The following is a 25,874-nucleotide window of genomic DNA, read 5'->3' on the forward strand; positions in this document are numbered from 1 at the left end:
TGGAATTTGCGACCAGCTTTTTTTATTTCGCGGCGTCCTCGTGAAAATGGTTGTAGACCTGCCGCGCCACGGCTTCAGATATGCCTTCGACAGCCATCAGATCGGAGAGCGCCGCGCGCGACACGGCCTTGGCGGTGCCGAAATGTTGCAGCAGCGCCCGCTTGCGCGAGGGGCCGATGCCGCCGATTTCGTCCAGCGGGTTCTTCACCATTTCTTTCTTGCGCCGGGCCCGGTGCGAGCCGATGGCAAAACGGTGCGCCTCGTCGCGCATGCGCTGGATGAAGTAGAGCACAGGATCGCGCGGTGGCAGGGTGAAACTCTCGCGGGAGGATGCAAAGAAGCGTTCGCGTCCGGCATCGCGGTCGACACCCTTGGCGACACCGATGGCAATGACGCTGTCGGTAATGCCGAGCTCTTCGAGAATGGCGCGCACGGCGGTCATCTGCCCTTGGCCGCCATCGATGAGGATGACGTCAGGCCAGGCGGGGAAGGGCCGATCCGCTGCGTCAGCGGCTGCAGTTTCTGTATTCGAGCTCCGATCCGGCTTTCCCTCTTCCTTCAAAAGGCGGGAGAAGCGCCGGGTCATGACTTCGCGCATCATGCCGAAATCGTCACCGGGCGTGATGTCGGTCGATTTGATGTTGAACTTGCGGTACTGGCCTTTGACGAATCCTTCTGGTCCGGCCACCACCATGCCGCCGACTGCATTCGTGCCCATGATATGCGAGTTGTCGTAGATTTCGATGCGCTGTGGCACGTAGGGAAGCTGGAATGTCTCCTTGAAGCCTTCAAGCAGCCGCGATTGCGAGGCGGTCTCTGCAAGCTTTCGGCCATGCGCTTCGCGGGCATTGGCGACGACATGATCGACCAGATCGCGCTTCTCGCCACGCTGCGGCACCAGGATCGTGACCTTGTGGCCTGCCTTTTCACTGAGCGCGGCGGCAAGCAGTTCGATCTCCTCGACCGTCTCCGACAGAAGGATCTGCCTAGGCACCGGCTTGTCGTCATAGAACTGCGCAAGGAAGGCATTCAGCACCTCGGCGCCAGAAAGCGACGGATCGGCCTTCGGGAAATAGGCGCGGTTGCCCCAGTTCTGACCGGTGCGAAAGAAGAAGACCTGGATGCAGGAGATGCCGCCTTCGTGATAGATGGCGAAGACATCGGCTTCTTCGACGCCGGCGGGGTTGATGCCCTGATGGCTCTGCACATGCGACAGCGCAGCTAGCCGGTCGCGATAGATGGCGGCGCGCTCAAAATCGAGGTCTTCGGCGGCGGCGTTCATTGCCTCCGCCATGTGCGCCTTGACGTTCTGGCTCTTGCCGGACAGGAAGTCCTTCGCCTCCTGCACCAGCTCCGCATAGCCTTCATCGCTGATTTCACGTGTGCAGGGCCCCGAGCAGCGCTTGATCTGATAGAGCAGGCAGGGCCGGGTGCGTGTTTCAAAAACGCTGTCGGTGCAGGTGCGGATCAGGAAGGCGCGCTGCAGCGAATTGATGGTGCGGCCGACGGCGCCGGCCGAGGCGAAAGGACCGAAATAATCGCCCTTGCGGGCACGCGCGCCGCGATGCTTGAAGATCGCAGGCGCCCGATGATCACCGGTGATGAGAATGTAGGGAAAGGACTTGTCGTCCCGCAGCAATACGTTGAAGCGCGGCCGTAATCGCTTGATTAGATTCGCTTCCAGCAGCAGCGCTTCGGTCTCGGTGCGGGTGGTGACGAACTCCATGTTGGCGGTTTCGCGCACCATGCGGGCGATACGGTTGGAATGCACCCGGCCCATGGCATAATTGGCGACGCGCTTCTTTAGGCTGCGTGCCTTGCCCACATAGAGTACGTCGCCGTCTTCGTTGAACATGCGGTAGACGCCCGGATTGTTCGGCAGGCGCTTGACGAATTCCGCGATCAATTCGGCGCCCCGAAGGCCGGTTTCGTTCTTGCCGCCCTCATTCCAGTCTATGGGCACAACAGGGGAGGCGCCGGCATCGCCTTCCACCTCGATGTCGTCTTCAATGTCCCCTGATTCGTCATAGAGAATGCCGCCATCGAGCAGCTTTCGTCCGTTCATTCCATGCTCTCCGCCACATCAGGCGTTTCCCAGGCAAGATGCTGGCCGCCATCGAGCGCTATCATTTGGCCCGTGATCGAAGGCGTGTCAAAAAGAAAGCGGACGGTGCGGCCGAATTCCTCGAGCCCGGGCGCAGCCTTCAGTATGAGCCCATCAATCTGCGCCTGGAAGTCCTCTTCGGTCTGGCGGACGCTGCGCACCGTGGGACCCGGGCCGATGGCGTTGACGCGGATGAGTGGTGCGAAGCTCTGCGCCATCGTCTGGGTCGCAGTCCACAGAGCGGCCTTCGACAGCGTATAGGAATAGAAGCGCGGGTTTAGCGCCCACACGCGCTGGTCGACTATATTGACGATCAGCCCTGGAACACCTTGCGGAAGCTGGCGCGCGAAATCCGCCGCAAGAATCGAAGGCGCGCGGACATGCACGGCAAAATGCGCGTCAAAGGCTTGAGCGTCGAAATGGTCGGCGGAATCGCCCTGAAAAATGGAGGCATTGTTGACCAGCAGATCCAGCGGTCCTAGCTCCGCAACAGCCGTTTCGATCAGCGTCGATGTTTCCGCCGAATTTTGCAGGTCCGCCTTGATCGCAACCGCCTTTTTGCCCTGCTGCCGCAATTTCGCCACAAGCTCGATCGCTTCGGCGAGCGATTGATTGGCATGCAGCGCCACCGCAAAGCCATTAGCCGACAAATCCTCTGCGATTGCGCGGCCTATTCTTTTTGATGCACCCGTTATCAGCGCCGTGCGTAGTTTTTCCTGGCTCAAGATGTCGCCTTTTTCGTCGCCATTACCCAACGGGGCTCATATAGGGCGTCGATACACCATGTGAAAAGGTGCGTTTGCAGCGCGAAGCGACGCAATCAACTTATGTAAAACTACAGTTATATTTCAACATAGATAAGTATACACGCTTTAATTAATGGTTATGGTTAACAATTCGTCTGTTGCAGTCAAGCAACATCGAAATTCAGCCACCTCTGTGCCACAATGATATCATATTTTAGCTCTTCGAATTCCTCAATTGCATTCCAATTTCAGTGTCGATCCGGGAGGGACATCTAGTAATTGCTCGTGGTGCTTCGAAGTCGAGGACAGTAGACGAAGAACACGGGACTGAAAGGAGAAAAGTATGCGTACTCTTATTGCGACCCTCATGGTCTCTGGCTTCGCTCTCGGCGGCTTCACTGCGGCTCATGCAGCCGACGCTGTGGAACAGGTTCCGCAACCGCCCGTTGCCCAGGAGGCTCCGCCGGCGATCAATAACTGGTCGGGCTTCTACATCGGTGGCACCGGCAGCTACAACATGGGTCATTTCAACCACAACGGTAACTCCTATGCTTGGGGTGGCTCGGCTTTCACCGGCTACAACTGGCAGCAGGGCCAGATCGTATACGGTATTGAAGGTGACCTCGGCTATGCCGACTCTGAAGCGACCCGCAACGGCCTCACCGCCAAGAACGGTGTAAACGGCTCCGTTCGCGGCCGTATCGGCTACGACTTCAACCCGTTTATGCTGTACGGCACGGCTGGTCTGGCGCTCGGCCAGAACAAGCTCGAGGACGCTACCTCGTCTGAAAGCAAGACGGCTGTTGGTTACACGGTCGGTGCCGGCGCTGAAACCTTCATCACCAACAACATTACCGCTCGTCTCGAATATCGCTTCACGGACTACGGTCGTAAGGATTTCCACCTCGACTCCGGCAGCTTCTCGCGCGGATACGACGAGAATAGCGTCAAGGTCGGTATCGGCGTCAAGTTCTAATAATTTGATGGCATAATCTGACGAAAAAGCCGGGGTTCGTGCCCCGGCTTTTTCTGTTTCATAGTCCGCATATTTATGTGGCGACCTTCGGGAAATCCGTGGAAGCGGCCAGTTCACGCCAGTCGGCCAGCTCCTTGGCGACATATGCATTCTTGGCCTCGATCGCGCCGATCGTATCGGTTCCGAACGGCATGCGCAGCGGCGGGTTGGCCGAATGCGCGAGCGTGACCATCGACTTTGCAAGCCGTGCCGGATCGCCGGGCTGGCCGTGATTGTGACCGGCTGCGAAATCGCGCATGGCACCGGCAGGCGTGTCCTTGTAGTCGGCAATCGAGCTCGGGCTGACAGCGAGCGAGCTTTCGTCAAGGAAGTCAGTGCGGAAGAAGCCGGGTTCGACGACAGTGACCTTGATGCCGAGCGGTTGCAGTTCCACCGCCATTGCTTCGGAGAGGCCCTCGACCGCGAACTTCGTCGAGGAATAGATGCCCCAACCGGGAAAGCTCTGGTAGCCGCCAATCGAGGACGTGTTGATCACATGACCGGAACGCTGCCGGCGCATGTGCGGCAGTACGGCGCGGGTAACCTTCAGCAGGCCGAAGACGTTCGTGGCGTAAAGCTTCTCGATTTCCTCTGCCGTTGCCTCTTCCACTGCACCTAAGAGCCCATAGCCGGCATTGTTGAGAAGGATGTCGATCCTGCCGAAGCGCTTGACCGCTTCCGCTGCGGCTTCATGGGCCTGAGCCTCGTTCGAAACGTCGAGGGCGACGGGGAGGAGATTCGGATGATTGCCGAACTTCTCCGCCAGGCCGGCGGGATTGCGGGCTGTGGCAACGACGGCGTCGCCCACATTGAGGGCTTCCCGGGCGATAAGGGCGCCGAAGCCGCGGGAAGCGCCCGTAATGAACCAAACGCGCATGACTTTCTCCTTCGTGGGTTTAAAATTCCGTGGGTGGAATTTGTTTGCGGGAGAAAGGTAGCTTGATGGCATAGTTGAGATAATCTACTTTCTCCTCCATAAAGTACTGAGAAAATTTCATCAATGCGACGCACCCGTTCGGCCGATCTGGCGATCTTCCTGGCCATCGCCCAACACCGCAGCTTTCGCAAGGCTGCGGTAGGGCTCGGCGTGACCGCTTCCGCGCTTAGCCATTCGCTGCGGGCGATCGAGGAGCGGTTGGATGTGCGGCTGGTCAATCGCACCACTCGCGGTGTCGGGTTGACGGAGGCCGGCGAGCGCCTGTTCGAGCGTATCCGCCCGGCTTTCCTCGATATCGACGATGCGCTCGATGATCTCGATAAATTCCGTGGCCAGCCCTACGGCAAGCTGCGCATCAATACGCCACGCCCCGCCACCAAGATGGTGTTGTTGCCGATCGTGTCACGATTCCTAAGGGCTTATCCGGCCGTCGAAATGGAGATTGTGGTCGACGATGGGCTGGTGGACACTGTGTCAGGCGGTTTCGACGCCGGCATAAGGTTCGGAGAAAGCATCGCCGCCGATATGATCGCCATCGCCATCGGCCCTCGTCAGCGGACAGCGATCGTCGGCTCGCCCGAACATTTTCAACGTTTCCCTAAACCGCTCACGCCGCATGATCTGAAAGATCATCCCTGCATCCGCTACCGTTTCCCGAGCGGCACTTATTATCGCTGGGAGTTCGAACGCGGTGGCATCGAGCTGGAGATCGAGGTACAGGGGCCGCTGACGCTCGGCGATCTCGACATGATGTTCGATGCCGCCATCAATGGCTCCGGTCTTGCTTTCATGTTCGAAGATCTTGCGCTGCCGGCTTTGCAGGATGGCCGGCTGATCCGTGTGCTGGAGGACTGGTGCCCGTATTATCCCGGCTTCTTCCTATATTATCCCAGCCGCCGGCAGTTGCCGACGGCCTTGCGCGCCTTTGTCGATTTCGTGAAGATCGACGGTGTCCGCCAGAGCTGAGCGGACGGCGTCAGCCTTGTGGCTTCATCGCCTGATAGTCCGGAAAATGCTTTTCGAACTTGCGTGCCCAATCGATCAGGTCTGCGTGGTCCGCTTCCCACTGTCCCTCAAATCGCAGTTGCAGATAGCCCAGCATGGAGGCCAATGCGAAATGCCCGCCATGTAGCTTCTTGCCGAACTTCGGCGGTTCAGCGTTGAGATGGGTGAGGGAGCGGCTCACTTTGGTCCACTGCCGGTCGATCCAGGGCTGGTGCTGCTTGTCCTGATTGCGAAAACGCCGTTCGTAGACGATCGACAGGAGGCACTCGCTGGTGCCGTCGCAAAGCGCTTCCAGCACTTCGGCCTCGGTGCGCTTGCTGTCCTTGGCAGGATAAAGCTTCTTACCCTTCAGCCGGTTGAAATGGTGCATGATGGCGCGGCTGTCGAAGATCGCTTCACCGTCGTCGGTCAGCAACGTCGGGATCTTGCCGAGCGGATTGTTGTCGATCAGCACGGCCGGACCAGCATTGGTATCGACACGGATTTCGTTGAGCTCGATGCCGAGATGGCGCGCTGCCATCCGTACCTTGCTGGAAAACGGGGACGCGGGTGCGCAAAGAAGTTTCATGGAATCACCTGTGCGATGTGCGAAAGAAATATCACTGCTCGCCACGCAGCCAGAAGGCGCGCTGCGAGGCAAACCGGTCCTGCGCCAGCATATCCTTCAGAGCCGGCAGCAAGGCATGTAGCTCGTCCTTCAGCGTAAACGGTGGGTTGACGATGATGAGCCCTGAGCCGGTCAGGCCGGTGAAGCCGCGATCGCTCTTGACCGCCAGTTCGGCGCAAAGCATCTTCGGAATTTCCAATGCCTGCAGTGCCTCGTGAAAAGCCTTGATGGGTGCGTCCTTCTTGAGGGGATACCATAGGCAATAGGTGCCGCCGGGAAAGCGGCGCCAGGCCTTGGCAAGGCCGTCTGCCAGCCGCTCATATTCGCCGTCTTCCTCGAAAGGCGGATCGACCAGGACGATGCCGCGCTTTTCCTTCGGCGGCAGATGCGCGCCGAGCGCCAGCCAGCCGTCGAGTTCGGTGATGCGCGCATGGTGATCGCCCTCGAACAACCGATGCAGCCGCTGAAAATCGTCCGGATGCAGCTCCATGGCCGATAGCCGGTCCTGTGGGCGAAATAGCATGCGGGCGAGCTTCGGCGAGCCGGGGTAGTACCGCAGGCCGCCTTCGGGATTGAGCTCGCGGACGGCGGCCAGATAAGGCTTCAGCAGGCCGGCAATCAGCGGCACCAGCTCGGTTTCCAAGAGCCGGCCGATCCCGTCTCGCCATTCGCCGGTCTTTTGCGCCTCTTCCGAAGAGAGATCGTAGAGGCCGATGCCGGCATGGGTGTCGAGGACGCGGAAAGCCCTGTCCTTGTTCTGCATGTAGCGGACGAGGCGGGCGAGCACCGCGTGCTTCAGCACATCGGCGAAATTGCCCGCGTGGTAGATATGCCGATAGTTCATTGTCAGTGAAGTCCGCATGAATTGTTGCGATGGGCCAGATTATGCCTTTTGGCCGGACAAGGCATGAAATATACAAACGCCATGAACATTGCGACCCCTATTCACGCCAAATCCCGCATCGGCCACACGGCCTGTCCGCACGACTGTCCCTCCACCTGCGCGTTGGAGATCGACCTGACGGAGGATGGCAAGGTCGGCCGCGTGCGCGGTGCCAACGACCATTCCTACACGTCGGGCGTCATCTGCGCCAAGGTCGCCCGTTATGCCGAGCGGCTTTACCATCCGGATCGGCTGATGCAGCCGCTGCGCCGCGCCGGTGCCAAGGGCGAGGGGCGCTGGCAGCAGATCTCCTGGGACGACGCGCTGGACGAGATCGCCAATGCCTTTGTCAAGGCCGAGGCAAGAGACGGTAGCGAAGCGATTTGGCCATATTTTTACGCCGGCACCATGGGCTGGGTGCAGCGTGATTCCATCGAGCGGCTGCGCCATGCGAAGCGCTATTCGGGCTTCTTTTCCTCGATCTGCACAAACCCCGCCTGGACCGGTTTCACCATGGCGACCGGGGTGCTGCGCGGCCCGGATCCGCACGAGATGGGCCGCGCCGACTGCGTCGTCATCTGGGGCACCAATGCGGTTGCCACCCAAGTCAACGTGATGAGCCATGCGGTAAAGTCGCGCAAGGAGCGGGGCGCCAAGATCGTCGTCATCGACATCTACGACAATCCGACGATGAAGCAGGCCGACCTAGCGCTGATCGTCAAACCTGGAACGGATGCGGCGCTCGCCTGCACCGTCATGCACATCGCCTTCCGCGACGGCTATGCCGATCGCGCGTATATGGCGAAATTTGCCGACGATCCGGCCGGCCTCGAACGGCATTTGAAGACAAAGACGCCGGAATGGGCAGCTGCGATCACAGGCCTGTCGGTCGATGAGATCGAGGCCTTCGCCAAGCTCGTCGGCACGACGAAGAAGACCTATTTTCGCCTCGGCTACGGCTTTACCCGCCAGCGCAACGGTGCTGTCGCCATGCACGCGGCAGCATCGGTCGCCACAGTCCTCGGCTCCTGGCAATATGAGGGCGGCGGTGCTTTCCATTCCAACAGCGATATCTTCCGCATGGATGCGAGCGAGCTGACCGGCCGATCGATGAAGGATCCGGGTATCCGGATGATCGACCAGTCGCAGATCGGCCGTGCGCTGACCGGCGATGCCGTCGCCTTGCGCCATCGCGGCCCAGTGACCGCGATGCTGATCCAGAACACCAATCCCGTGAATATCGCGCCGGAACAGCGGCTGGTGAAGCGTGGTTTTGCCAGGAACGACCTCTTCGTTGCCGTGCACGAACAGTTCATGACGGATACCGCTGAGATGGCTGACATCGTCATCCCCGCGACCATGTTCGTCGAGCATGACGACATCTACCGCGCCGGCGGTCAGAACCACATCCTGCTCGGCCCCAAGCTGGTCGAGCCGCCGCCGACGGTGCGCAGCAATCTCTTCGTCATCGAGGAACTGGCGAAACGGCTCGGCGTGGCCGATCGTCCCGGCTTCGGTTTTTCAGCTCGCGAGATGATCGACCGCGTTCTGGAGCGAAGCGGCCTGCCGGACTATGATTATTTCGTCGAGCATAAGTGGTTCAATCGCCAGCCGGCTTTCGAGGATGCGCATTTCCTCAACGGTTTTGCCCATCCCGACGGCAAGTTCCGCTTCCGTCCAGACTGGGTCAGCCAACCGGCCCCGAATCGGCCGCCGGAAGCTGTCGGCCTGCTTGGCCCTCATGTGGCACTACCGGAGTTTCCCGATCAGGTCGACATCATCGAAGTTGCCGATCCAGACCATCCGTTCCGCCTTGCCACATCGCCATCGCGCAATTTCCTGAATTCGAGCTTTGCGGAAACGAAGACTTCGCGCCAGAAGGAAGGTCGTCCGGAGGTGATGATCCATCCGGGGGACGCTGCCGCATTGGACATCGCCCATGGCGACCTCGTGCAGATCGGCAATGTCAGGGGCGCTATCCGCATCCATGCGCGCATCACGACCGATGTAAAGCCGGGTGTGCTGATTGCCGAGGGCCTGTGGCCGAACAAGGCGCATGTCGATGGCGAAGGCATCAATGTGCTGACCGGCGCCGATCCCGTCGCGCCCTATGGCGGCGCGGCCGTGCACGATAACAAGGTTTGGCTGCGCAAGGATAAAGCATGAGCAAATTTGACAAGGCGAAGGTCGAGATCGTCAACGAGAAGACGCTTTCAGATCAATGGACGCGGCTGAGCAGCTTCGACATCGACTACACGGATTCAGCGGGCGAGACGCATCGGCTGGAGCGGGAAATCTATCACCGCACGCCGGCTGCCTGCATTCTACTCTATGACCCCAAGCGCGAAACAGTCATTCTCGTGCGGCAGTTCCGTCTGCCGGCCCATCTCACCGGCTTTCCCGGATGGATGATCGAAGTACCCGCCGGTCTGCTCGACGGCGATCATCCGGAAGAGGCGATCCGCCGAGAGGCAATTGAGGAAACCGGCTTCCGCGTTCGAGAGGTCAATTTTCTTTTCAAGGCATTCACCTCGCCGGGTGCGGTCGTCGAGGTCATGCATTTCTTCGCCGCCGTTGTCGACGCCACGGATCGCATCGGTAGTGGCGGCGGGCTCGCTGACGAACACGAGGATATCGATGTGCTCGAAGTGAAACTCGCCGATGCCATGGCGATGATCGAGGCAGGCGAGATCTACGACGCCAAGACAATCATACTTCTGCAATGGGCGACGTTGAACAGGGCAGGCTTGAAATAGCCTAAAATAAGACGGTTCGGTTGTCTTTGGTTGCCTCCGAAATCGATGTTGCAGCTTTCATCATGATGTCACGAATCGCGACTAACGAGGGACGCTCCCCGGATAGGTCCGGACCATCACTATGCCCTCAAAACGATTGATGCTATTTCAGGAGAAAGCCGATGTGGCTCAGCAATTTTTCGCTCGTTCTTCCCGATGAGGTCGTCGATCAGGGATCGGTTCGCATAGAAGATGGTGTGATAGCGGAGATCCGACCCGAACTGGTGGAGGGGGCGACATTCGATGGCGGTGGACGGCTACTGATGCCGGGCTTCGTCGATCTGCACGGCGATATGATCGAGCGCGAAATCGCGCCGCGGCCGAATGCGACCATGCCCGTCGATTTCGGCATCCATGAACTCGACAAGAAACTTGCCGCCGCCGGCGTCACCACGGCCTACGCCGCTGTCTCCTTCGCCACCGAAAGTGTCTACGGCCATGTCCGGTCGCTGGAGACCACCTCGGCTGTCATCAAGGGCATCAACAGCCTGCGCGACCACTTGCTGATCGATCATCGCGTTCATGCCCGTTATGAGATCACCAATGTCGGCGCAGCGCCGACGCTGGAGCGTCTGCTGGAAGATGGTTTTGTCGACATGGTGTCGCTCACCGACCATACGCCGGGGCAGGGGCAATATAACAACATCGAAGCCTACCTTCTTAGTATGTCGGAGCGCCGCGGCATCACTCGCGAAGCTGCCCAGGAAGTGCTGGCCCGCCGCATCGCCCTGCGGCAGGATCCAGATATCGATCGGAAACTGCGCGATGTCATCAGGCTGTCCCTGAAGCACAAGCTATCGCTTGCCTCGCATGACGACGACAACGCGGAAAAGGTGGCCGAAATGTTCGACCTCGGTGTCACGATCAGCGAGTTTCCGGTGACGTTGCCGGCCGCCGAAGAGGCGCGTCGCCGCGGTCTCTGGACGCTGATGGGCGCGCCGAACGCCTTGCGTGGCCAATCCATGTCGGGAAATCTCAGTGCGCTCGATGCCGCCGGTGCCGGCTTGCTCGGCATCATCGCCGCCGATTATCACCCGGCTGCCTTCGTGCCGGCGATCTTCAAGATTGCCGATGTCGTCAGCGGCGGCCTGCCGGCCGCCGTAGCCATGGCCACGGCTGGTGCCGCGCGCGCCGCAGGTCTCAGGGACCGTGGTGAGATCGCAGTCGGCCAGAAGGCCGATCTGGTCGCCGTCGAGCATGGCGCGGTTCATCGCATTCGCGCGACCTTCCGCAATGGCCGCATCGTCTATAGCGACGGCACGCTAAATCCGCTGATGGCAATGGCTGCGTAAGGGGAACACAGTTAGTTAGATCTGGTTGGTGTCACCGAGCAGTGAAATGATCTGTCGCCCGCCGGCAACGGCTATCTGGGCGGCGGAAATCGCTCTGCCGCCCTCCATGCGCACCTTGCCCTGCGCTAGCAATCGGAGTGATTGCGGATAAAGCTGATGCTCGATCGTGAGCACGCGAGCGGCGAGCGTTTCGGCCGTGTCGTCAGTCAGCACCGGCACCGCCGCTTGTCCGATCGCCGGGCCTTCGTCCATGCCCTCGGTGACAAAATGCACGGTGCAACCGGCGATCCGCTGGCCAGCGTCGATGGCGCGCTGATGCGTATGCAGGCCGGGAAAAAGCGGCAGCAACGAAGGGTGGATATTTATGATGCTGCCTTCGTAACGCTGGATGAAGCGGCCGGAGAGCAAGCGCATATAGCCGGCAAGGCAGATGATATCAGGCGACAAAGCGTCAAGCTGCGCGAGGATCGCCTCCTCATGCGCGTCCTTGCTTGCAAAATCCTTGCGGACGAAGGCGAAGGTGGCGATACCCTCTGCGGCTGCTTTCGCCAAACCGCCGGCACCGACCTTGTCGGAGATCACGCCGACGATTTCGGCCGGATAATCCGAAGCCGCCGCCGCTTTGACCAGCGCCATCATGTTGGAGCCGCTGCCCGAGATGAAGATGACGACGCGTTTGCGGGCCGAACTCATATCGCCAGCGTGCCCTTGTAAACGGTCCCGGTAGCGCCTTCATCACGGGCGATCATGCGGCCCAGCGTGACGATGGTTTCGCCCTCGGCTTCAAGCGCTGCCTTGACGGCTTCGACATTTTCAACCGCCACGACGGCGATCATGCCAATCCCGCAATTGAAGGTGCGCAGCATCTCCTTGGAGTCGACGCCGCCTGCCTTTGCTAGCCACGAGAAGACCGGCAGGACCTTGACCGCGCCAAGATCGATCTCGGCCGCGAGATGCTTCGGCAGCACCCGCGGAATATTCTCCGGGAAGCCGCCACCGGTGATATGAGCGAGCGCCTTGATGGCATGGGTTTCGCGAATCGCCTTCAAAAGGGGCTTCACATAAATGCGCGTTGGCGTCAGCAGGGCTTCACCGAGCGCCTTGCCGTCGGCAAAGGGGGCGGGGGCATCCCAATCAAGGCCGCAGAGGCCGACGATCCTTCGCACCAGCGAAAAACCGTTGGAGTGGACACCGGACGAAGCGAGGCCGACAATGACGTCACCCTCGGCGATATCTCCGGAGGGCAGCAGCTGACCCCGTTCGGCCGCACCCACGGCAAAGCCGGCCAGATCGTAATCGCCATCGGAATACATGCCCGGCATTTCCGCCGTCTCGCCGCCGATCAACGCACAACCCGCCTCGCGGCAACCCGCCGCAATGCCGCCGACGATGGCTGCGCCCTGATCGGGATCGAGCTTGCCGGTCGCGAAATAATCGAGGAAGAACAGCGGTTCGGCACCTTGGACGACGAGATCGTTGACGCACATTGCAACGAGGTCGATGCCGACGGTGTCGTGATAATTCGCATCGATGGCGATCTTCAGCTTGGTGCCGACGCCGTCATTCGCGGCAACCAGCACCGGATCGCTGAAGCCCGCGGCCTTCAGGTCGAAGAGGCCGCCGAAACCGCCGATTTCGCCATCAGCGCCAGAGCGGCGCGTCGAGCGAACCGCAGGCTTGATCATTTCGACCAGCAGGTTGCCGGCATCGATATCGACGCCCGCGTCGCTATAGGTCAGACCGTTTTTTCCAGACTGGCTCATGCTTCCGCCTCCGATGGCCATCATTCCAATTGGAACAATTTTAATCGGGTCGCCATTGCATGACAGGAACCTTTATGCAAGGCGCTAGCGCAGGCGAACCCTCGATTTTCCCCGCTTCACAGCGCCCAAAGGCCGATTTCAGGCCACAGGCTTGACCATAATTGCGGCGTCATCCTATGTCCGTCATCCTATGTCTTAAGCGAGCGGCCGACGGCGGCCAATAATGGGGAAGTCGATGGAGCAGCAAGTCAGCGGTGCGAGCCTCAAGCGCCAGATCATCTTCTGGGTGATCGTGCTCGCCGCCTTCATTGCCTTTCTCTATCTCTTCAGCTCGATCCTCTTGCCGTTCATCGCCGGCATGTCGGTCGCCTATTTCCTCGATCCGGTCGCCGACCGGCTGGAAAGGATTGGTCTCAGCCGCTTCATGGCGACGGTGGTGATCCTCGTTGCCTTCGTGCTGGTCTTTGCGCTGGCACTGACGATCTTTATTCCGATCATCATCAATCAGTTCAACGATTTCGTTCAACATATACCGGGCTACGTCCAGCAATTCCAGAAATTCGTCGCGCATACGCAGACGACGATGCTGCCGGATTGGATTCGCAATCAGCTCGGTGCAATCAAGGACAATTTCTCCAGCATACTGTCAGATGCACTGAGCTTCGTCGGCGGCTTGTTCGCGCAGCTATGGAGCTCCGGCAAGGCGCTGGTCAACATCCTCTCGCTCATGGTCGTCACTCCGGTCGTCGCCTTCTATATATTGCTCGACTGGGATCGCATGATCGCCAAGGTCGATGCCTGGGTACCGCGCGATCATGTCTCGACCGTGCGCAAGATCGCTCGGGAAGTGGATCAGGCGATTGCCGGCTTCATCCGCGGCCAGGGCTCGCTCTGCATCATCCTCGGCGTCTACTACGGCGTCGGGCTGTCGCTGGTGGGTTTGAATTTTGGCCTGCTGATCGGCCTGTTCGCCGGCATGATCAGCTTCATCCCCTATGTCGGCTCCCTGGTCGGCCTCTTCCTCGCGGTCAGCGTTGCGTTAGTGCAGTTCTGGCCGAATTATCTCTGGATCGGCCTCACGCTCGCCGTCTTCTTCACCGGCCAGTTCCTGGAGGGCAACGTGCTGCAGCCGAAGCTCGTCGGCGAAAGTGTCGGCCTGCATCCGGTCTGGCTGATGTTCGCCCTTTTTGCCTTCGGCGCACTCTTCGGTTTCGTCGGCCTGCTGATCGCCGTTCCGGCCGCGGCAGCCTGTGGCGTCCTTGTCCGTTTTGCCCTTTCGCGGTACCTTCAGAGCGACCTCTATCATGGACGCTCGGAAACCGGTAAAGCGCGCAGAACCAAGGCCGGCAATCCTGAGAACAAATAGACATGACCGACACGAAGAACGCTGATCTCAGGCGCAGACCCGCCGAACAGCTAGCCCTGGCCTTCACTCATGACGCCGCGAGCGGCCGTGACGACCTGTTGGTCGCCAATCCCTTGAGCGCGGCCGTGAAGATCGTCGATTCATGGCCGCACTGGCCATCGCCGGTGGTGATCCTCGCCGGGCCGGTCGGTTCGGGAAAATCACATCTCGCAAGTATCTGGCGCGAGAAAAGCGGCGCTATCTCCATTCACCCGAAAACCGGCTCCGGCGCCGCGGTGGCGGCGGCGAACGATCCGGTCATCTTCGAGGATGTCGATCGCCTGGGCTTCGACGACACCGAGCTTTTTCATGTCATCAACAGTGTCAGGGAAAACGGCACGGGCTTGTTGATGACCAGCAGGCTGTGGCCGATGTCCTGGCCGGTCGCGCTGCCCGATCTGCGCTCGCGACTGAAAGCGGCGACCGTGGTCGAGATCGGCGAGCCGGACGAGGAGCTGTTATCGCAGGTGATTGTAAAGCTTTTTGCGGACCGCCAGCTTTATATCGATGATAAACTTGTCCTTTATATCGTCAATCGAATGGAGCGCTCCTTGAACGCCGCGCAGTTGATCGTCGACCGGCTGGATCGGTTGGCGCTTGGTCGTGGCACCAGGATTACACGCCTGTTGGCCGTTGAAGTATTAGATGAATTGGGCAATTCCGACTTGGCTGATTGAGCGATTGGTTAACTGTCACAGTTCCGTCGTCAAACTGCTATACGTGGCAAAAAGTTCTAAGATGAGGGTAGGTGCATGGACTCGGCGTTAACGGAACATCAGGACACCAGCCAGCAAGCGCCGGAGGCCGCGCCGCCGATCAACGAGTTGCTGACCAGCCCTGAACGCTTCATCAATCGTGAATTCTCTTGGCTGCAGTTCAACCGCCGCGTTCTCGAGGAAACGTTGAACACGGCGCATCCGCTGCTGGAACGCATCCGTTTCCTTTCGATCTCCGCCGCCAACCTCGATGAGTTCTTCATGGTGCGCGTCGCCGGCCTCGAAGGCCAGGTCCGCCAGAAGATCCTTATGCGCACGCCGGATGGCAAGACACCGGCCGAACAGCTCGACGACATCCTTCGCGAAATCGACAATCTCCAAATGGAGCAACAGGCATCGCTTGCCGTGCTGCAGCAGTATCTCGCCAAAGAAGACATTCTAATTGTCCGCCCGCCGGCACTTTCCGAGGCCGACCGGCAGTGGCTTGCCAATGAATTCGAGCAGGCGATCTTCCCGGTCCTGACGCCGCTTTCCATCGATCCGGCGCATCCGTTCCCGTTCATCCCGAATCTCGGTTTCTCGATCGCGCTGCAACTCACCAGCAAGAACGGCCGCGAGCCCATGACGGCGCTGCTGCGCTTGCCGCCGGCGCTCGATCGCTTCGTCCGCCTGCCGGATGCCAGCAACGTCATCCGCTACATCACCCTCGAAGACGTCGTCAACATCTTCATTCACCGGCTTTATCCCGGCTATGAGGTGCAGGGTTCGGGTACCTTCCGCATCATCAGAGACAGCGATATCGAAGTCGAGGAAGAAGCCGAAGATCTCGTTCGCTTTTTCGAAACGGCGTTGAAGCGCCGCCGCCGAGGTTCGGTGATCCGCATCGAGACCGACTCGGAAATGCCGCTCGAACTGCGCCAGTTCGTGGTGGAATCGCTGAACGTGCCGGAGAACCGCATTGCCGTTCTGCCGGGCCTGCTGGCCCTCAACACGCTGTCGGAAATCGCCAAGGCCCCGCGAGACGACCTGCGTTTCGAGCCTTACAATGCCCGATTTCCTGAGCGTGTCCGCGAACATGCCGGCGATTGTTTTGCCGCGATCCGCGAAAAGGACATGGTGGTCCATCATCCCTATGAATCCTTCGACGTGGTGGTCCAGTTCCTGCTCCAAGCTGCGCGCGATCCTGACGTTCTGGCGATAAAACAGACGCTCTATCGTACGTCGAACGACAGCCCGATCGTCCGCGCACTGATCGATGCCGCTGACATGGGCAAGTCCGTCACGGCGCTTGTGGAACTCAAGGCACGCTTCGACGAAGAGGCCAACATCCGCTGGGCGCGCGATCTCGAACGCGCCGGCGTGCAGGTCGTCTTCGGCTTCATCGAACTGAAGACGCATGCGAAGATGTCGATGGTCGTGCGCCGCGAAGACGGCAAGCTGCGCACCTATTGCCATCTCGGTACCGGCAACTATCACCCGGTCACCGCCAAGATCTATACCGACCTGTCCTATTTCACCTGCGATCCGAAGATCGCCCACGACATGGCAAACATCTTCAACTTCATCACCGGCTATGGCGAGCCGGAACATGACATGAAGATCGCCGTCTCGCCCTATACACTCCGCCCGCGCATCCTCCAGCACATCGAGGAGGAAATCGAGCACGCCAAGAACGGCCAGCCGGCGGCGATCTGGATGAAGATGAATTCGCTGGTCGACCCCGACATCATCGACGCGCTTTACCGGGCCAGCAATGCCGGCGTCGAGATCGATCTCGTCGTCCGCGGCATCTGCTGCCTGCGTCCGCAAGTGGCAGGTCTTTCCGAAAATATCCGCGTCAAGTCCATCGTCGGCCGCTTCCTCGAACACAGCCGCATCTTCTGTTTCGGCAATGGCCAAGGCCTGCCGTCGGAAAAGGCGCTGGTCTATATCGGTTCGGCGGACATGATGCCGAGAAACCTCGATCGCCGCGTCGAAACCCTCGTTCCGCTGACCAACAAGACCGTGCATGAGCAAGTTCTTTCACAGATCATGCTGGGCAACATCATTGACAATCAGCAGAGCTACGAGATATTGCCGGACGGTACTTCGCGGCGCATGGAAGTGCGCAGAGGTGAAGAGCCGTTCAACGCGCAGCAGTATTTCATGACCAATCCCAGCCTGTCGGGCCGTGGTGAAGCTTTGAAATCCAGCGCGCCGAAACTGATCGCCGGGCTATTGTCGGGCCGCAAGATATAAATTGGACCTGCATGGTTGAATCAGAAGCCCAGGGGCGCCTTCCCGGTATAGCCCCTGTCTCCGTTGTCGACATTGGATCGAACTCGGTTCGTCTTGTCGTCTATGAAGGACATTCGCGGTCGCCAACCATCCTTTTCAACGAGAAGGTGCTTTGCGGCCTTGGCAAAGGCATAGCGCTGACGGGAAGGATGGATGAGGAGAGCGTTGCGCGCGCGCTCGCTGCCCTGCACCGGTTCAAGGCGCTGTCCGACCAGGCGCGCGCATCGACCATCTATGTTCTAGCGACGGCTGCCGCCCGCGAGGCAAGCAACGGCCCAGAGTTCATCCATCAGGCTGAATCGATCCTGCAGCGTAAGGTGCGCTTGCTTTCGGGCGAGGAAGAAGCGCAGTTTTCCGCGCTCGGCATCATCAGCGGCTTTTTCAGTCCAGATGGCATCGCTGGCGACCTCGGTGGCGGCTCGCTCGAACTCATCGACATCAAGGGCAAGGAAATCGGCAAGGGCGTCACTCTGCCGCTCGGGGGCCTCAGGCTTTCGGAATATGCCGACGGTTCGCTCGCCAGGGCGCGCAGCTTTGCCCGCAAGCATGTGAAAACAGCAAAATTGCTAGGCAAGGGCGAGGGTCGCACCTTTTACGCTGTCGGCGGCACCTGGCGAAACATCGCCAAGCTGCACATGGAAATCCGCAAATATCCGCTGCACATGATGCAGGGCTATGAAGTACCGCTGGACGAGATGATGCGCTTCCTCGACCAGATCAGCGAGGCAAGGGATACGAAGGAGCCGGCGCTGCTGTCGATCTCCAAGCATCGCCGTTCGCTGCTGCCCTTCGGCGCGGTGGCAATGCGCGAAGTATTGGCGGAGATGAAGCCCTCCATCGTGTCCTTCTCGGCACAGGGCGTGCGTGAAGGCTACCTTTATTCGCTGCTGACCGAAGCCGAACGTCATAGCGATCCGCTTCTCGTAGCCGCTGGTGAGCTTGCCATCCTGCGTGCCCGCTCGCCGGAACATGCCCGCGAGCTTGCCGAGTGGACCGGCCGGATGATGCCTTTCTTCGGCATCACCGAGACGGAGGAGGAAAGCCGCTATCGCCAGGCCGCGTGCCTGCTTGCTGACATTAGCTGGCGCGCCCATCCTGATTATCGTGGTTTGCAGGCGCTGAACATCATCGCCCACACCTCCTTCGTCGGCATCACTCATGCCGGCCGCGCCTTCATTGCGCTCGCCAACTACTATCGTTTCGAGGGCCTTAACGACGACGGCGCCACGGGGCCGCTCGCGACGATCGCTACGCCGCTCTTCATCGAGCGGGCCAAGCTGCTCGGTGGCCTGCTGCGTGTCGTCTATCTTTTTTCGGCTTCCATGCCAGGCGTCGTCCGCAACTTGTCGTTCCGCCGCTCGCAAAATCCGGAGCTGGATCTCGAATTCGTCGTGCCGGCCGAATACCACGATTTTGCCGGCGAACGGTTGGAAGGCCGCCTGCAGCAGCTCGGCAGGCTGACAAACAGAAGATTGGCGTTTCGGTTCGAGTAGGAAAACCTTCTCGCCGCTAGGAGAAGGTTCCACAGACTGCGTGTTTGAGGGGGCTTTAAACCTAAGGATTGGCCCGCGGCGCCGGGCATATAGTAGCTGTTGCTATTGCCCATTGCTTATGGCCTTCCGTACATGTTCTCTCGGCATATGCAGGGCGATCACCCCGAGCGTCTGGTCGCGGCCGCGAACAGCGTGATCGCCCAGATCTTCCATGGCGATCTCCTCCGGAAGCTCTATCCGTCTTGCAAGGTCGGCCGAGATCAGCACCTGGCGTTCCAGTGCCTTGCAGAGGGATTCCAACCTGGCGGTGGTGTTCACCGTGTCGCCGAAATAGGCAATCTTGTGGTGGTCGACGCCGATTTCGGCGGTGACGATGCCGCCGCCATGCAGCGCTGCCCTCAGGCGCGGCACTCTGCCGTAGGATTTCAGCCAGATTTCTGCATTCGCCTCGATATCGGCAAGGATGTCGAAAACGCAGCGAACGCAACGGGCATTCTTCACGCCACGCTCAAGCGGCCAGGTGATGATAGCGGCATCGCCGATATAGTCGTCGATCGCGCCCTTGTGCCGCCGCACCGGCTCGGCAATCGCGCCAAATATGGAGCCCAGGTATTGCTGTGCCTTGAGGTCGCCACGCTCCTCGGCGAAGGCAGTCGAGCCGACGAGATCGATGAAGAGAAACACGCGCTCTTCCTGCACCGGATTGCGGTAACGGCCAGTCAAAAGGCTGAGGAAGACGTCACGGCCAAGCAGCTCCCGCACACGCGCGACGAAGACGACGATAGCGGTCACGATGATGGCGTAGATGTAGACGTCGACCTGGAGCAGCATGGCTTCGGCCCAGTTGTCGGTGATTAGGTGCAGGGATTTCAGCAGGGCGCCGGCCACGGCAAAGCCGATGGCGATCAAGGCGAAATCGGCAATCAAGGCAGAGACGATAAAGGCCGGCGTGGGCAGGCGATGCATCCAACGGTTCAAGCGCGGCAGGATCATGCGGCGTTCGAAGGCCAGTGCCGGCATGCCGCAGAATAACGCATAGACTGCGCCGATATAGAGCGGTGATGCATGGAAAAATAGCTTGCCATAGACGACGCCGCTTGCGGCGACGAAAATCGCGGTCACAACCCAGTTGAGCGCTGAATGGAACCTTCCCATGCTGTCGATCCGCCAAGAGCCAGCGCATACCCCCAAACCGGGATTGGTTTGGCAAAAGATCTGTGCGCCATCAACTATATGATTGCGCTAAGTATCCATTCTGTCGGATGTGGGGCACAATCGCGTTCGGAACCAACATCGCCATTTTTTGAGAGTGCGCAACCGCCAAATGTTCGGCATCGCTGACGGTTGGCAACGGTCACGCGATTACAGGCTGACTGTCTCGACTCGCTTGCCGACGAAGCGCAGGGCCACCTGTCCCTGGATAAGCTGCAGCGCGGTCTCGCCGAAAAGATCGCGTCGCCAGCCGGAGAGAGCGGCCACGTCGGCCTTCTCGCCTTCGGCGGCGATCTTATCCAGATCCTCGCTGTTGGCGATGACTTTCGGGGCGACGCCGTGCTTTTCGGCAATGAGCTTCAGAAGAACCTTCAGCAACTCAGCGGCTGCGGCCGTACCCTCCGGCGCCTGTTGATGACGCGGCACATGCGGCATCTCGGCCTTGGGCAACGCCAAGGCCTGGTTGATCGCATCCAATACGGCCGTGCCGGAGGCGGATCGTTCCCATCCCTTCGGGATCGTCCGCAGGCGACCGAGGGCTTCCATGTCTTTAGGCTGCTGCTGGGCGATTTCGTAGATGGCGTCGTCCTTCAACACGCGAGCGCGCGGCACATTGCGGGAACGCGCCTCGCGTTCGCGCCAGGCGGCGACGTATTTCAACACGGCCAGTTCCTGCGGCTTGCGCAGCCGCATCTTCAGCCGCTGCCATGCATCGTCCGGATGCAGATCATAGGTTTCGCGCGCTTCGAGGATTGCCATTTCTTCGAGCAGCCAGGAGGCGCGACCTTCGCGCTCAAGCTGCACTTTCAGCGAAAGATAGACATCACGCAGGTGGGTAACGTCGGCGAGCGCATAGTCGAGCTGTTTCTCCGACAGCGGCCGGCGGCTCCAGTCGGTGAAGCGCGAGGACTTGTCGATATGAACGTTCTTGATGCGGCTGACGAGCTGGTCGTAGGAGACCGAATCGCCGAAACCGCAGACCATGGCGGCGACCTGGGTGTCGAAGATCGGGTGCGGGATAAGGTTGCCGCGATTGAAGATGATTTCGATGTCCTGGCGGGCGGCGTGGAATACTTTCATGACGGCGGGATTGGCCATCAGCTCAAAGAAAGGTTTCAACTCCAGGCCCTTGGCCAGCGGATCAACAAGCACTTCGGTCGTCGGGCTCGCCATCTGGATCAAGCACAGCTCCGGCCAGAAGGTCGTCTCGCGCAGGAATTCGGTGTCGATGGTAATGAATTCTGACTTGGCCAGCTCTTGGCAGGCCGCCTCCAATTGGGCGGTAGTTTCGATCATATCAACACATTCATCGGTAAAATAGTCCGCTAACCTTCCTTCTCCTTTCGGTCGGATATGTCAATACGTCGAAAGCCCAAGCCTCAGGCAGACGCCGCTTTTAAGCGGAATCGCTCAAAGCAAATAGGTCGCGCAAAGCCAGCGTGGCGCGGGTTTCCCATTCCTGCCTAAGCCACGCGCAGATAGCTGGTCATGCCCGTCTTCTGATGTTCGATGATATGGCAATGGAGCACCCAGTCGCCGGGATTATCGGCAACGAAAGCGAGCTGCACCTTCTCGTTCGGCTGTATGAGGTAGGTGTCCGAGACGAATGGCTGGACCTGGCGTGTCGAAGAGGAGAGCACTGTGAAGCTCATGCCGTGCAGATGGATCGGATGCGTGTGCGGCGTGACGTTTTCCATGTCGATGACATAGCTCTTGCCGAGTTTCAGTTCGGCCAGCGGCGTGGTCGGATCGGGCGAATCGCCCGGCCACGGCACCTTGTTGATCGCCCAGAAACTAAAGCCGAGCGAACCGCAAATGCTGTTGTCGGCGGAGTTTTCCGCCGTGGCGCTGAGGATCAGCGGAATATGTTGGGCCGAGCCAATATCCGCCTTCGCGACCGGATTGTCCTCAACGGTTGCCAGATCGCGAACATCGCGCTTCAACGTGCCGCCGACCGACCGCAGCGTTGCGAGCACCTTCGGGTCGGTGCCCCTGATATCCTCGAGCTTGACGATCGCGCCTTCGTCGTCGGGCATACGTACGGCCAACTCAAGGCGTTGACCGGGCCCTAGCTGCAGCAATTCGAGCGGAAAGCGCTGCGGCACCGGGTTGCCGTCGATGGCGATCACCGTTGCTTCAGCCCCTTCCAGGCGGAAAGAATAGATGCGCGTGACGTCAGTTATGGCGAGGCGCAGCCGGACCAGCCCGCCGGAAGGCGCGTCATATTGCGGCTGCTGCCGCCAATTGGCCGTCCGCACCGTGCCGTAGGTACCAGATTTGGCGGAATCGCGCGGCCGGAACTGCGCGATGAACTGGCCGTCGCCGCCGAGCCGCCAGTCGCGCAGATTGAGGACCACTTCGGAATCGAATGTCGGATCTTTCGGATTTTCCACGACGATGACCCCGGTCATGCCGTGCCCCATCTGGATCAGCGTGTTGCAATGCGGGTGATACCAGAAGGTGCCAGAATCGGGCGGAGTGAAGGCATAGTCGAAATGATCGCCGGTATAGACATAAGGCTGCGTCAGGAAGGGCACGCCGTCCATCTTGTTCGGGAGGCGGATGCCATGCCAGTGAATTGTCGTCGGATCATCTATGCCGTTGACAAGGCGAGCGGCAAAGGGCTCGCCTTTTTTCATGCGCACAACCGGCGGCATGCCGGCTTCGCCATAGGTCAAGACGTTCTGGGTCGCTCCAGCATCCATCAAATCGGCTTGGATCTTTGTGGTTTTTAGAACCTGCGGCTCCGGCGCCGCTATCGCGCTGCCGCCAGACCTGCCGGCGATGTCGAGCCCCACACCATAGGCGCCGGCAATGGCGGAGGCTTTCAGAAGATTGCGACGGGTGAGGATGGGCATGCGAGGCTCCGAAACACGGGGATGTGCATGCCTGTTTAAAGTTGACTGTGGCATTCAGCAATAGGTCTGGGGTAGATGAATTGCCGCATCGGACTACTGGGGGCGTGGATGTTGGTTCGCAATTCTCGCCGTGCTGGAATTCATTTGGCTACATGTTGTTTATGGTAGTGATGACGGAAACGAGAAAACTCTTGCATTGCAACGTTCTGATCGACATTGACAGTTCGCAATAACGATACGCGCTGATGCCACCAAGGCCGAGAAACTGCTTTGGCAGTCTCTGCGCCGCAGCCAGCTTCATGGGTTCAAAGTCAAGCCACAGGTTCCGATCGATGGTTAGATTTTGGACTTCGTATGTTTCGAAGCTCGGATGATCGTTGAGGTCGCTGGAGCGCAACACGCCGTAAGCAAGACTGACCGGAAAAGAGACGCGTATCTTCTAGATCAGGACTTTCATATTCTACGGATCTGGAACCACGAGGTCGTCAGGGATCTTGGTGGAATCTGTTTAACGATCCTGGCGAAGCTGAAAAACACTGGAGAATGAGCTGGAGCGCGAAGCAATCTCGAAGCCCATCTCGCCCTTGGCGGGCGAGAAAGCATTTCCACTGGTTTCGGAATTGTGCGAGCGGAAGTTCCAAGCTCTCGAGAGTTTGGCGCAATTTCTAAGCCATTGAAATTGCAAGAGCGGGGGCGTTCCTTGCTCACCCCAATTCAGGAGTTCTCTGCGTCCCCGCCTACCCCCCCTCTTGCAAAAACTAAGACTTGGATGAGGGACAAGCCCTCATCCAAGCCTAAGTTTTTGCTTTCTCGTCGGCCTGGGGCGAGATAGAAGCGGCGCTCGAGCCTTGACAAATCAGGCGCACCATGCGCTTTTCCGCCCGATTTTCTCGTCGGCAGGCGAGGGGCTTTTGTCCGCATTCGCCGCCGTCCGCCAAGTCCAGGATATATACTATGCATCGCTATCGCAGCCACACATGCGCCGCCCTGCGCAAGTCCGACGTCGGTTCGACCGTCCGCATCTCCGGCTGGGTTCATCGCGTCCGAGATCATGGCGGCGTGCTGTTCATCGATCTGCGCGATCACTACGGTATTACGCAGGTTGTCGCCGACCCGGATTCACCGGCCTTCAAGCTGGCCGAGACCGTGCGCGGCGAGTGGGTCATCCGTGTCGACGGCCTGGTGAAGGCTCGTACCGAAGACACGATCAACAAGAACATGCCGACCGGCGAGATCGAGCTTTATGCGCAAGAGATCGAAGTGCTCTCCGCCGCCAAGGAGTTGCCGCTGCCGGTTTTCGGCGAGCCGGAGTATCCGGAAGACGTTCGCCTGAAGTATCGCTTCCTTGATCTGCGCCGCGAAACGCTGCACAGGAATATCGTCAGGCGCACGCAAGTTATCTCCTCCATGCGCCGCCATATGGGCGAAGTGGGCTTCACCGAATATTCCACGCCGATCCTGACGGCCTCGTCGCCGGAAGGCGCGCGCGACTTCCTGGTGCCGAGCCGCATTCATCCCGGCACGTTTTATGCCCTGCCGCAGGCGCCGCAGCAGTATAAGCAGCTCCTGATGGTCGCCGGCTTCGACCGCTATTTCCAGATCGCGCCCTGCTTCCGCGACGAAGACCCGCGTGCCGACCGGCTGCCGGGCGAATTCTACCAGCTCGACCTCGAGATGAGCTTCGTCACCCAGGAAGATGTCTGGAACACCATGGGACCGCTCATGACCCAGGTGTTCGAGGAATTTGCCGACGGCAAGCCCGTCACCAAGGAATGGCCGCGCATCCCCTATGATGTCGCGATCCGCAAATACGGTACGGACAAGCCCGACCTGCGCAACCCAATCGTTATGGAAGCGGTGACCGAGCATTTCGCCGGCTCCGGCTTCAAGGTCTTCGCCAACATGATCGCCTCTAACCCGAAGGTTCAGGTCTGGGCGATCCCGGCCAAGACCGGCGGCTCCCGAGCTTTCTGCGACCGCATGAACGCCTGGGCGCAGAGCCAGGGCCAGCCAGGACTCGGTTACATCTTCTGGCGCAAGGAAGGCGAAAAGCTCGAAGGCGCCGGCCCGCTTGCCAAGAACATTGGCGAGGAGCGCACCGATGCGATCCGTACCCAGCTCGGCCTCGGCGACGGCGACGCCTGCTTCTTCGTCGCCGGCGATCCGGACAAGTTCCACAAGTTTGCCGGCGAGGCCCGTACCAAGGCCGGTGAGGAGCTGAACCTGGTCGATCGCGACCGTTTCGAGCTCTGCTGGATCGTCGACTTCCCGTTCTTCGAATGGAGCGAGGAAGAAAAGAAGGTCGATTTTGCCCACAACCCGTTCTCCATGCCGCAGGGCGGTCTTGAGGCGCTACAGAGCCAGGATCCGCTGACGATCAAAGCCTTCCAGTACGACGCCGTCTGCAACGGCTTCGAAATCGCTTCCGGTTCGATCCGTAACCAGTCGCCGGAAACGATGGTTGCCGCCTTCGAAAAGGTCGGGCTCAGCCAGGCGGATGTCGAGGAGCGCTTCGGCGGTCTCTACCGCGCCTTCCAATACGGCGCGCCTCCGCACGGTGGTGCTGCTTTCGGCATCGACCGCATCGTCATGCTGCTGGTCGGCGCCAAGAACCTGCGCGAGATCTCGCTGTTCCCGATGAACCAGCAGGCGCAGGATCTGCTGATGGGCGCTCCGTCGCCTGCAACGCCCACGCAGCTGCGCGAGCTGGCAATCCGCCCGATACCACCGGTCAAGAAGGACTAAGGATTTTCACAAGCTTCCAGG

The 25,874-nt window shown here is 59.8% G+C and carries 20 protein-coding genes and 1 pseudogene; 11 read left to right on the plus strand and 10 right to left on the minus strand.

Features of this window, described 5'->3' with window-relative positions:
* Window positions 1–22: 22 nt before the first annotated feature.
* Both uvrC and PY650_RS02520 read right to left on the minus strand, forming a co-directional pair.
* On the minus strand, window positions 23–2,065 hold the full coding sequence (gene uvrC / locus PY650_RS02515) for an excinuclease ABC subunit UvrC (protein ID WP_285877493.1): 2,043 nt from the start codon (window positions 2,063–2,065) through the stop codon (window positions 23–25).
* On the minus strand, window positions 2,062–2,829 hold the full coding sequence (locus PY650_RS02520) for an SDR family oxidoreductase (RefSeq protein ID WP_285877494.1): 768 nt from the start codon (window positions 2,827–2,829) through the stop codon (window positions 2,062–2,064). The genes uvrC and PY650_RS02520 overlap by 4 nt, the downstream gene beginning before the upstream one ends.
* A 364-nt stretch (window positions 2,830–3,193) precedes the next feature.
* Between PY650_RS02520 and PY650_RS02525 the strand changes: the two genes are divergently transcribed.
* A complete protein-coding gene (locus tag PY650_RS02525) occupies window positions 3,194–3,826 on the plus strand; it encodes an outer membrane protein (RefSeq protein ID WP_285877495.1) in 633 nt (210 codons plus the stop codon).
* Window positions 3,827–3,899: 73 nt separating this feature from the next.
* Here PY650_RS02525 and PY650_RS02530 read toward each other — a convergent pair whose 3' ends face one another.
* Window positions 3,900–4,742: an oxidoreductase gene (locus tag PY650_RS02530; RefSeq protein ID WP_285877496.1), complete on the minus strand. Its 843-nt coding sequence runs from the start codon at window positions 4,740–4,742 to the stop codon at window positions 3,900–3,902.
* A gap of 123 nt (window positions 4,743–4,865) precedes the next feature.
* On the opposite strand from PY650_RS02530, the gene PY650_RS02535 reads away from it, so the two are divergent.
* Window positions 4,866–5,768 carry a LysR family transcriptional regulator gene (locus tag PY650_RS02535; protein WP_285877497.1) on the plus strand — a complete coding sequence of 301 codons (903 nt, stop codon included), beginning with the start codon at window positions 4,866–4,868 and terminating at the stop codon, window positions 5,766–5,768.
* Between the two features lie 10 nt (window positions 5,769–5,778).
* Here PY650_RS02535 and PY650_RS02540 read toward each other — a convergent pair whose 3' ends face one another.
* Window positions 5,779–6,375 carry a glutathione S-transferase gene (locus PY650_RS02540; protein WP_285877498.1) on the minus strand — a complete coding sequence of 199 codons (597 nt, stop codon included), beginning with the start codon at window positions 6,373–6,375 and terminating at the stop codon, window positions 5,779–5,781.
* A gap of 31 nt (window positions 6,376–6,406) precedes the next feature.
* Window positions 6,407–7,258 (minus strand): 23S rRNA (adenine(2030)-N(6))-methyltransferase RlmJ, encoded by an 852-nt coding sequence (locus PY650_RS02545; RefSeq protein ID WP_285877499.1) that lies wholly within the window; start codon window positions 7,256–7,258, stop codon window positions 6,407–6,409.
* Window positions 7,259–7,321: 63 nt separating this feature from the next.
* Here PY650_RS02545 and PY650_RS02550 point away from each other — a divergent pair, with 63 nt between their 5' ends.
* The 3 genes from PY650_RS02550 to PY650_RS02560 all read left to right on the plus strand — a co-directional run bounded on the left by PY650_RS02550 (window position 7,322) and on the right by PY650_RS02560 (window position 11,384).
* Window positions 7,322–9,463: a molybdopterin-containing oxidoreductase family protein gene (locus tag PY650_RS02550; RefSeq protein WP_285877500.1), complete on the plus strand. Its 2,142-nt coding sequence runs from the start codon at window positions 7,322–7,324 to the stop codon at window positions 9,461–9,463.
* Window positions 9,460–10,053, plus strand: coding sequence for an NUDIX domain-containing protein (locus PY650_RS02555; RefSeq protein WP_285877501.1), 594 nt, complete (start codon window positions 9,460–9,462; stop codon window positions 10,051–10,053). Before PY650_RS02550 ends, PY650_RS02555 begins: the two co-directional genes overlap by 4 nt.
* Before the next feature lie 161 nt (window positions 10,054–10,214).
* Window positions 10,215–11,384 (plus strand): alpha-D-ribose 1-methylphosphonate 5-triphosphate diphosphatase, encoded by a 1,170-nt coding sequence (locus tag PY650_RS02560; protein WP_285877502.1) that lies wholly within the window; start codon window positions 10,215–10,217, stop codon window positions 11,382–11,384.
* A gap of 15 nt (window positions 11,385–11,399) precedes the next feature.
* On the opposite strand, the gene purN is transcribed toward PY650_RS02560, so the two are convergent.
* Both purN and purM read right to left on the minus strand, forming a co-directional pair.
* Window positions 11,400–12,077 carry a phosphoribosylglycinamide formyltransferase gene (gene purN / locus PY650_RS02565; RefSeq protein WP_285877503.1) on the minus strand — a complete coding sequence of 226 codons (678 nt, stop codon included), beginning with the start codon at window positions 12,075–12,077 and terminating at the stop codon, window positions 11,400–11,402.
* Window positions 12,074–13,147, minus strand: coding sequence for a phosphoribosylformylglycinamidine cyclo-ligase (purM, locus tag PY650_RS02570; RefSeq protein WP_285877504.1), 1,074 nt, complete (start codon window positions 13,145–13,147; stop codon window positions 12,074–12,076). Before purM ends, purN begins: the two co-directional genes overlap by 4 nt.
* 235 nt (window positions 13,148–13,382) lie before the next feature.
* Here purM and PY650_RS02575 point away from each other — a divergent pair, with 235 nt between their 5' ends.
* The 4 genes from PY650_RS02575 (at window position 13,383) to ppx (ending at window position 19,038) form a co-directional block, all read left to right on the plus strand.
* Entirely contained in the window at window positions 13,383–14,513 is a 1,131-nt protein-coding gene (locus PY650_RS02575) for an AI-2E family transporter (protein ID WP_285877505.1), read from the plus strand.
* A gap of 2 nt (window positions 14,514–14,515) precedes the next feature.
* Complete coding sequence (hdaA, locus tag PY650_RS02580; RefSeq protein ID WP_285877506.1) at window positions 14,516–15,229, plus strand: DnaA regulatory inactivator HdaA; 714 nt, start codon at window positions 14,516–14,518, stop codon at window positions 15,227–15,229.
* A gap of 75 nt (window positions 15,230–15,304) precedes the next feature.
* A complete protein-coding gene (locus PY650_RS02585; RefSeq protein WP_285877507.1) occupies window positions 15,305–17,506 on the plus strand; it encodes an RNA degradosome polyphosphate kinase in 2,202 nt (733 codons plus the stop codon).
* An 11-nt stretch (window positions 17,507–17,517) separates the two neighbouring features.
* The gene (gene ppx, locus PY650_RS02590; protein ID WP_285877508.1) at window positions 17,518–19,038 is read left to right on the plus strand and encodes an exopolyphosphatase; all 1,521 of its coding nucleotides are present in this window, start codon (window positions 17,518–17,520) and stop codon (window positions 19,036–19,038) included.
* Window positions 19,039–19,140: 102 nt separating this feature from the next.
* On the opposite strand, the gene PY650_RS02595 is transcribed toward ppx, so the two are convergent.
* The 3 genes from PY650_RS02595 to PY650_RS02605 form a co-directional block, all read right to left on the minus strand.
* Window positions 19,141–20,193 carry an adenylate/guanylate cyclase domain-containing protein gene (locus PY650_RS02595; RefSeq protein WP_285877509.1) on the minus strand — a complete coding sequence of 351 codons (1,053 nt, stop codon included), beginning with the start codon at window positions 20,191–20,193 and terminating at the stop codon, window positions 19,141–19,143.
* A 207-nt stretch (window positions 20,194–20,400) separates the two neighbouring features.
* Window positions 20,401–21,546, minus strand: coding sequence for a ribonuclease D (rnd, locus tag PY650_RS02600; RefSeq protein WP_285877510.1), 1,146 nt, complete (start codon window positions 21,544–21,546; stop codon window positions 20,401–20,403).
* A gap of 167 nt (window positions 21,547–21,713) precedes the next feature.
* Entirely contained in the window at window positions 21,714–23,108 is a 1,395-nt protein-coding gene (locus PY650_RS02605; RefSeq protein ID WP_285877511.1) for a multicopper oxidase family protein, read from the minus strand.
* A 235-nt stretch (window positions 23,109–23,343) separates the two neighbouring features.
* On the opposite strand from PY650_RS02605, the pseudogene PY650_RS02610 reads away from it, so the two are divergent.
* Together PY650_RS02610 and aspS are read left to right on the plus strand one after the other, a co-directional pair.
* Window positions 23,344–23,655 (plus strand): annotated as a pseudogene (locus tag PY650_RS02610) (endonuclease domain-containing protein).
* A gap of 407 nt (window positions 23,656–24,062) precedes the next feature.
* A complete protein-coding gene (gene aspS / locus PY650_RS02615; protein ID WP_285877512.1) occupies window positions 24,063–25,853 on the plus strand; it encodes an aspartate--tRNA ligase in 1,791 nt (596 codons plus the stop codon).
* Window positions 25,854–25,874 lie beyond the last annotated feature (21 nt).

The organism is Martinezella calliandrae (assembly GCF_030272695.1).
GTDB lineage: Bacteria > Pseudomonadota > Alphaproteobacteria > Rhizobiales > Rhizobiaceae > Rhizobium > Rhizobium calliandrae.